Origin of the sequence: Photorhabdus cinerea (genome assembly GCF_011189575.1) — a bacterium.
GTDB classification, from domain to species: Bacteria; Pseudomonadota; Gammaproteobacteria; order Enterobacterales; family Enterobacteriaceae; genus Photorhabdus; species Photorhabdus cinerea.
Map to the genome: position 1 here is coordinate 1 of NZ_PUJW01000095.1, position 1,403 is coordinate 1,403.

Here is a 1,403-nt window from a genome sequence, read left to right on the forward strand (position 1 = left end):
CCATCTTTACCTCCAAAGGGTACTCCCGCCGACATCAGGCGGGAGGGGAATTTGGACGGGCTTGAAAAGCCCGTAGAATCATCAGCCACGCTGATGTTGAATGTATTGTTTCACCACTTCCAGTGGTGCTCCACCGCATGAACCCGCAAAGTAGGAGCGAGACCAGAGAACTGCCTTCCGTATGCTCCGCGTAAGTCCAGAAACTCATTACGTAAGCGACGGGAGGTGACTGCTTTCAGCGAGTTAACCAATACCGATAGCTGAATGGTCGGTGGATACTCAATCAGCATATGAACATGATCTAAATCGCCGTGACTTTCTTTAAGTTCTGCGCCGAAGTCACGGCAGATTTCACCTGCATACTGATGAAAGGCTGCAGAGTGTCGCTCGCCAAGAATCTTTCTACGGTATTTTGTCACAAACACAAGATGGACATGCAAAAGAAAGGCGGCATGTCGTGAACGATTAATTTTGTATTTTTGCATTGAAGTTAGCCGAAGGCACAGTAAAATAGAGAATAAACCTACTACACACTGAATGATAATGCTAATACTGAAAGCCTACAAGTTCAGACTAGAGCCAACTGAAGAACAGTCGCCGCGTTTGCGGCAGTTATGCGGGTGTGCTCGTTTTGTCTGGAATCACGGGCTTGAGGTAACAAAACACATTCTGGATTCTGGCGGAAAACTTCCTTCCGCGTTTGAACTAAACCGCATGCTCACGGGGTGGAAAAAAACACCGGAATACGCCTTCTTACAGGAAGCTTACACCGATAACCTTCAACAAAAACTGAAAGACTTACAGGGGGCATGGAGGCGTTGCTTTGATAAAACACTGGCGGCGAAAGCGCCTGTATGGAAACGAAAAAATGACGGCAGGGATTCAATCCGGTTCGTCAATTTTGAAAAATATTGTCTCCTTGAAAATCGCAGAGTCAGGCTGCCTTCTGGACTCGGATGGATAAAGTTCCGGCAATCGCAGGAGGTGAACGGCAAAATCAAAAACGCCACGATCAGCCAGTCAGCGGGTAAGTGGTATGTGTCGTTTCAAGTCGAGATAGAAGCCTCTGAGCCCCCCCACGAATCAACAACAATGGTGGGTCTGGATGCCGGGATATCAAAACTGGCGACGCTCTCAGACGGTACGATATACGAACCGGTCAACAGTTTTAAAACCCGCCAGCGCAAGCTGGCGAAGCGCCAGAGACAGTTAAGCCGCAAAGTTAAGTTTAGCGCCAATTGGCAGAAACAGAAGCGAAAAATTCAGCGTCTGCACGCGCATATTGCTAATATTCGCCGCGACTACCTTCATAAGACCACCACGAAAATAAGCAAAAACCACGCGATGATCGTGATTGAAGATTTGAAGGTCAGTCACATGTCGAAGTCAGCGAAAGGCACGGC

General features: G+C 48.0%; 1 protein-coding gene and 1 pseudogene. One reads left to right on the forward strand and one right to left on the reverse strand.

All coding sequences use genetic code 11. The features are described 5' to 3' along the window. Positions 1–81 precede the first annotated feature (81 nt). Positions 82–485: pseudogene (tnpA, locus tag C5469_RS22670) on the reverse strand (IS200/IS605 family transposase). A gap of 58 nt (positions 486–543) precedes the next feature. Between tnpA and C5469_RS22675 the strand changes: the two are divergent. Continuing rightward, on the forward strand, positions 544–1,403 hold an 860-nt coding region (locus tag C5469_RS22675), incomplete at its 3' end, for an RNA-guided endonuclease InsQ/TnpB family protein (RefSeq protein ID WP_166310944.1).